The organism is Rhodoblastus sp. (genome assembly GCF_041915505.1).
Taxonomy (GTDB): domain Bacteria; phylum Pseudomonadota; class Alphaproteobacteria; order Rhizobiales; family Beijerinckiaceae; genus Rhodoblastus.
In genome coordinates this window covers 1-5,563 of the sequence record NZ_JAYSBG010000239.1, presented here as the reverse complement: position 1 = coordinate 5,563, position 5,563 = coordinate 1, and the positions used below count along the sequence as shown (strand labels likewise).

Genomic DNA, 5,563 nt, shown 5'->3' with positions numbered 1-5,563 from the left:
GAGCCAGGGCGGCTGGACCGCGCTGAGCAGCGAGGGGCGCTATATGGGCGCGACCGCCTATGGCGACATGAACCGCGCGACCAATCCTTACTATCAAAGGCTGCGCGCGATTTTCGACTTTCGGCCCGGCGGCGACCTGCGCCTCAACCGGTCGCTGGCGAACTGGCCGCGCAGCATGTTGTACAAGCCTTATACGCAAGACCTGATCGACATTCTGGGCGCGCCCATTGCGCCGGAGCAGATGTGGAACCCGGATTCCGTGCTGCGGGTCGAAGACATATGTCATCGGTCGAACACGCAGGAGCGGCTGGATAAGGCGGCGGCGACGCAATTGGTGTTCGAGGATGGGCTGTTTCACGTCATCGACGCTCTGATCCGCGAAACCGGCGCGGAACAACTGGTCCTGACCGGAGGCGCGGCGCTCAATGCGGTGGCCAATATGCGGCTGCTGGAACGGTTCGACGAGGCCTATTACCGCCGCGCCCTCGGCCGGGCGGCGCGGCTGCGTCTTTGGGTTCCGCCGGTTCCAGGCGATTCCGGCGTCACCATCGGCGCGGCCTATGCCTTCGCCGCCAAGGCCGGCGTGGGCCTCGGCCCGAGGCTGGAGCACGCCTTCTATTGCGGGCGCGCCGCGCGTCTCGCGGAAATCCAGGCCGCGTTCGGCGGCGCGTCCGATGTCGCCAGCGTCGAAATCGGCGACGTCTCGCGCGCGGGCGACATCGCGGCCATTGCCGACCTGATGGCCTTCATCACGGAGCGGGACGGCGTCATCGCCTTGTTTCAGGGGCCGGCGGAAACCGGGCCGAGGGCGCTCGGCCATCGCTCGATCCTCGCTAATCCGCGCAATCCGCAAACCCGCGAGACGCTGAACCAGCGCGTCAAATATCGCGAAGCGATCCGCCCGCTCGCACCCATGGCGACCCTCAGCGCGGTGCTGGAATTGTTCGAACTCTCCGACGGCGCCGCCGCTGACGATTACAACGCCTATAATTACATGGTGCTGACGGCGCGGGCGAAGCCGATCGCGCTCGAACGCGTCCCCGCCGTCATTCATGCCGACGGCACCGCCCGCGTGCAGATCGTGCGCGAAAAGACCGATCCGGTCGTCCATGCTTATCTGCAGGCGCTGGGGCGGCGGATCGGCGTCGAGGTTGCGGTCAATACCTCGTTCAATGTCGCCGGCCCGATCGTGCAGACGCCGGCGCAGGCGGTCGAAACCCTGCACCGGGCCAAGGGAATGGACGGCCTGTTCATGATTTCCGCCGAAGGGCCGGCTCTGCTCGTCTGGCTCAAGCGGGAGGGCGCCGGCGAGCGGATCGAGAGCTGGCTCGCCGCGTGGCGCGCCGAGAACTGCGCCGCGGCCAGCGGAGAATAGGGACGGCGCGCCGTCCGTCATTTGGCGGCGGCCGCGCACTCTGCTAAATCACATCTGCTGCGGCGGCGATCTCTCACCGCCGTCGGGGACGAACTGGTCAAGGCGATGGAAAACCTGAAAATTGTCGAAGGCGAAGGCGGCGATCTCGATGCGCTGATGCGGACCATCGGCCGCAGGGCGCGCAAGGCCGCGCGGGTGCTGGCGCTGGCGTCGCCGGACCAGAAGAACCACGCGCTTCGGGCCGCCGCGCTCGTCATCCGCCGCCGCGCGCCCGAATTGCTCGAAGCCAATGCGCAGGACATGGCGAGCGCCCGCGCCAAAAATCTCGGCCCGGCGCTGCTCGACCGCCTGCTGCTGGATGAAAAACGCATCGCCAGCATGGCGCAGAGCCTCGACGACATCGCCGACCTGCCCGATCCGGTCGGCCGCCTGCTGGAGCGGTTCGAACGCCCCAACGGTCTGAAGATCGATCGCGTGGCGACGCCGCTCGGCGTGGTCGGCGTGATCTTCGAAAGCCGGCCCAATGTCACCGCCGACGCCGGCGCCTTGTGCCTCAAGGCGGGCAACGCCGCCATTTTGCGCGCGGGTTCGGAGAGCTTCCATTCCTCGCGGCTGATCCACGCCTGTCTGGTCGAGGGCCTGCGCGAGGCGGGCTTGCCCGACGACGCCATCGCTTTGATTCCGACCCGCGACCGCGCCGCCGTCGGCGCCATGCTGACCGGCCTCGACGGCGCCATTGACGTGATCGTGCCGCGCGGCGGCAAGAGCCTGGTGGCGCGCGTGCAATCGGAAGCGCGCGTGCCGGTCTTCGCTCATCTCGAAGGCATTGTGCATATCTATGTCGACGCCGAGGCCGATCTCGCCAAGGCGGAAAAGATCCTGCTCAACGCCAAAATGCGGCGCACCGGCGTTTGCGGCGCGGCGGAGACCCTGCTGGTCGATCGCGCCGGGGCGGATCGCCTGCTCGCGCCTCTGGTTGGGCTGCTGCTCGACGCCGGCTGCGAAGTGCGCGGCGACGAAGCGGCGCGGCAGGTCGACGGGCGGGTGAAGCCGGCGAGCGAAGAAGACTGGTCGACCGAATATCTCGACGCGATCATTTCGGTGAAACTGGTCGGCGGCGTGCAGGGCGCGATCGACCACATCGAGACCTATGGCTCGCATCACACCGATTGCATCGTCACGGAAAACGCCGCCAAGGCCGAGCAATTCCTGCGCGAGGTGGATTCCGCCATCGTGATCCACAACGCCTCGACGCAATTCGCCGATGGCGGCGAATTCGGCTTCGGGGCCGAGATCGGCATCGCCACGGGCCGGATGCATGCGCGCGGCCCGGTCGGCGTGGCGCAGCTTACCTCCTTCAAATATGTCGTGCATGGCGAGGGCCAGACCCGCGCATGAACCTGCCGCCTTTTGCGCGCGGCATGCGCATCGGCCTGTTCGGCGGGTCATTCAATCCGCCGCACGCCGGCCACGCTTTGGTGTGCGATCTGGCGTTAAAGCGCCTCGATCTCGACCGCATCTGGGTCATGGTGACGCCGGGCAATCCGCTGAAATCGCGCGAGGGTCTTCCCTCGCTCGCCGAGCGCATGGCGGCGGCGCGCAAAATCATGCGCCATCCGCGCGTCGTCGTCACCGGCTTCGAGCAGAAGATCGGCGCGCGTTATTCTTATCAGACGATGGCTTACCTGCGCCGCGCCTGCCCGGGCGTGCATTTCGTCTGGATCATGGGCGCCGACAATCTCGCCGGCTTTTTCCGCTGGCAACGCTGGCAGGACATTGCGCGCCAGATGCCGATTCTGGTGATCGACCGGCCCGGCGCGACCCATCACGCCGAACGTGGGATCGCGGCAAGCTGGTTCGCGCGCCGCCGCCTGCCTGAGGCGGAGGCGAAATCGCTGCCGCTACGCCGCCCGCCCGCCTTGATCGTGCTACACGGGCCACGCTCGCCTCTGTCCTCGACCCTATTGCGCGCGAAGAAGCGGCGTTAATCTCGCTGACATGGGTGGCTTCGCGACAAATTGTCGTCGCCGGGCCGCGCGCGGCTGTGGCCCGATCAATGCTTGGCGGGTCCCGAACCAGGACGAGGGGAGGGATCATGGCGCGCGCTTTGACGGCTTTTCTGAAGCGGGAGGCGGTTCCCGCGCGCAAGGCGCTGCAAGGCGCGCTCGATCCGCTCGGCTTTAAGGTGGTTCTTGATGACGATTACATTCCCCTGAAAAGCAAGGGCTATATCCCCTGTGCGCTCGACGGCGAGGACGCCGGTTTCGACCTGCGCTTCCAGGAGGTCGAGGCGGAGGCGCGGGCGAAATATGGGCTCGCGGAGGATGCGGTCGGGATGGCGATCCGTTGGGGCGGCGATCCGCGCGAGGAGCTGGCGGCGCTCGCCGTGCTTGTCGCATTGGCGCTGGATTTCGGGGCTTTGGTCGCTGAGCCGGGCGCGGCGGCGCCGCTCGCAGCCGAAGATCTGCTCGCCAAGGCGCGCAAGGCCGCCCAGTCGGTTTAGCGCTGGATTGACTTACGGAAGCCTTGGCCTATTGCTGTCGGCAGGGCGGGTGGAAATCATGGCTCCCGGTCGGCTGATCCTTGTTCTGTTATGCGCCGTTCTGGCGTTTCCGCTCGGCGACGCCTGGTGTGGCGGGCGCGGGCTGTGGCGGCCGCATCCCTATCGGGGCTTTCGCCCGGTTCGTCCGCCTCCGGGCGCCCTTTTCCTCCCGCCGTCGGGCGCGACCATCTATTTCAATCAGGGCTATTCCGAGCCATTCGGCCCGCCGCCGCTTTCGGAAGGGCTCATCTCGCCGCTGCTGCCGCCCGCCGCGCCGCAGGAGGGGCCCGCCGGCCCGCTGCCCTCCGGGCCGCCGCCGTCTATGTCGCAGGGCATGGTGATCACGGTCCGCAAAATTCTCGACCAGCATCGCGACGATGGTGGATCGAAGCCGCCGCCGGTGATCGACCGTCCGAAACAGGCTGTCGAGCAATTGGCCGCCTGCTGGTCGCCGCCGCTGCCCCAGCGTGGCGAGACGGTCGAGGTCACGCTCCGATTCGCCTTCGACGGCCAGGGCGGCGTGATGGGCGCGCCGCGCATCACTTATGTCAAGGCCGGGGAGGGCCTCGCCGCCGCGGACGTGCGCGAATCGATTCTGGCCGCCGTGAAGCAATGCACGCCGCTGCATTTCTCGGCGTCCATGGCCGCCAGCGCCCCCGGCTATCCGCTCGCGGTGCGGTTCATCGGCGAGCGCGGCGAGGACGATCCCCAGGGGAAACGCTGACCGGGCGCTGATCGTGACGCCAAAGGTTGATTCTTGCGACGCGGATCGGCATTTTAGGCGCCTCAACCCTGTTTCGCGCCGTGACCGCGCGAATGATGAGGATTAAGCGCCTGACTGCCAAGCAAATGACCGGAGCGGAGCCGCAGCCGGCGAAAGGACTGGATCCCGCCGCCCTTAGCCCGCCGATGCGCGCCGTCCTGACCGCGCTCGACGATCTCAAGGCCGATGAGGTCGTGCTGATCGATCTCGCCGGCAAGACCTCCATCGCCGACTGGATGATCGTCGCCACCGGCCGCTCGACCACCCAGGTCGGCGCCTTGGCCGACAGGGTCGTCAAGGCGCTCAAGGAAGTGGGCGCGGGGACGCCGTCGGTCGAGGGCCTGCCGGCCTGCGACTGGGTGCTGATCGACGCCGGCGACCTGATCGTTCACCTGTTCCGGCCCGAAGTGCGCCAGTTCTACAATCTGGAAAAGATGTGGGGCGTGGACCGTCCGGGCGAGAAGCGGAGCTGATGGGCGCCCTTCGGCGATGAAACTGCTTCTGGTCGGCGTCGGGCGGCTCAAGGCGGGCCCGGAGCGCGAACTGGTCGCGCGTTATGCCGAGCGTTGCGTCGCCGGCGGCCGCAAGATCGGCTTCAACGGCTTCGACCTTCGCGAAATCGACGAATCGCGCGCGCGCCGGCCCGAGGACCGCAAGGCGGAGGAGGCGGCCACGCTCGACGCTTTGCTGCCGCAGGGCGCGCGAAAAATCTGCCTCGACGAGCGCGGCAGGAACCTGTCGAGCGAGGATTTCGCGAGGAAACTGGGCGAATGGCGCGACGCCGGCGCGCCGGTCTGCGCGATGATGATCGGCGGCCCGGACGGCTTCGATCCGGCCTTCCGCGACCGGGCCGATCTGACGCTGGCTTTCGGCGCCATGACCT

Annotated in this window: 7 protein-coding genes; all 7 read left to right on the top strand. The window is 67.6% G+C overall.

Annotation, left to right across the window (positions count from 1 at the left end; genetic code table 11):
• Positions 1–1,375 (top strand): carbamoyltransferase C-terminal domain-containing protein (locus ACE3S9_RS13995; protein WP_374547086.1); only part of this gene is annotated, 1,375 nt, incomplete at its 5' end.
• Positions 1,376–1,480: 105 nt separating this feature from the next.
• Positions 1,481–2,773 (top strand): glutamate-5-semialdehyde dehydrogenase, encoded by a 1,293-nt coding sequence (locus ACE3S9_RS13990; protein WP_374547085.1) that lies wholly within the window; start codon positions 1,481–1,483, stop codon positions 2,771–2,773.
• Positions 2,770–3,363, top strand: coding sequence for a nicotinate-nucleotide adenylyltransferase (locus ACE3S9_RS13985; RefSeq protein ID WP_374547084.1), 594 nt, complete (start codon positions 2,770–2,772; stop codon positions 3,361–3,363). The genes ACE3S9_RS13990 and ACE3S9_RS13985 overlap by 4 nt, the downstream gene beginning before the upstream one ends.
• Positions 3,364–3,470: 107 nt before the next feature.
• Positions 3,471–3,878: a hypothetical protein gene (locus ACE3S9_RS13980; RefSeq protein WP_374547083.1), complete on the top strand. Its 408-nt coding sequence runs from the start codon at positions 3,471–3,473 to the stop codon at positions 3,876–3,878.
• A 58-nt stretch (positions 3,879–3,936) separates the two neighbouring features.
• Positions 3,937–4,641 (top strand): hypothetical protein, encoded by a 705-nt coding sequence (locus ACE3S9_RS13975; protein WP_374547082.1) that lies wholly within the window; start codon positions 3,937–3,939, stop codon positions 4,639–4,641.
• 125 nt (positions 4,642–4,766) lie between these two features.
• Complete coding sequence (gene rsfS, locus ACE3S9_RS13970) at positions 4,767–5,153, top strand: ribosome silencing factor (RefSeq protein ID WP_374547081.1); 387 nt, start codon at positions 4,767–4,769, stop codon at positions 5,151–5,153.
• 16 nt (positions 5,154–5,169) lie between these two features.
• Positions 5,170–5,563: 23S rRNA (pseudouridine(1915)-N(3))-methyltransferase RlmH (locus tag ACE3S9_RS13965; protein WP_374547080.1), on the top strand; the 394-nt coding region annotated here is incomplete at its 3' end.

What these genes read in the sequence shown, in the direction of transcription:
- ACE3S9_RS13990 (WP_374547085.1), top strand. Translation starts at nt 1,481, where the DNA reads ATGGAAAACCTGAAAATTGTCGAAGGCGAAGGCGGCGATCTCGATGCG.
- ACE3S9_RS13985 (WP_374547084.1), top strand. Translation starts at nt 2,770, where the DNA reads ATGAACCTGCCGCCTTTTGCGCGCGGCATGCGCATCGGCCTGTTCGGC.
- ACE3S9_RS13980 (WP_374547083.1), top strand. Translation starts at nt 3,471, where the DNA reads ATGGCGCGCGCTTTGACGGCTTTTCTGAAGCGGGAGGCGGTTCCCGCG.
- ACE3S9_RS13975 (WP_374547082.1), top strand. Translation starts at nt 3,937, where the DNA reads ATGGCTCCCGGTCGGCTGATCCTTGTTCTGTTATGCGCCGTTCTGGCG.
- rsfS (WP_374547081.1), top strand. Translation starts at nt 4,767, where the DNA reads ATGACCGGAGCGGAGCCGCAGCCGGCGAAAGGACTGGATCCCGCCGCC.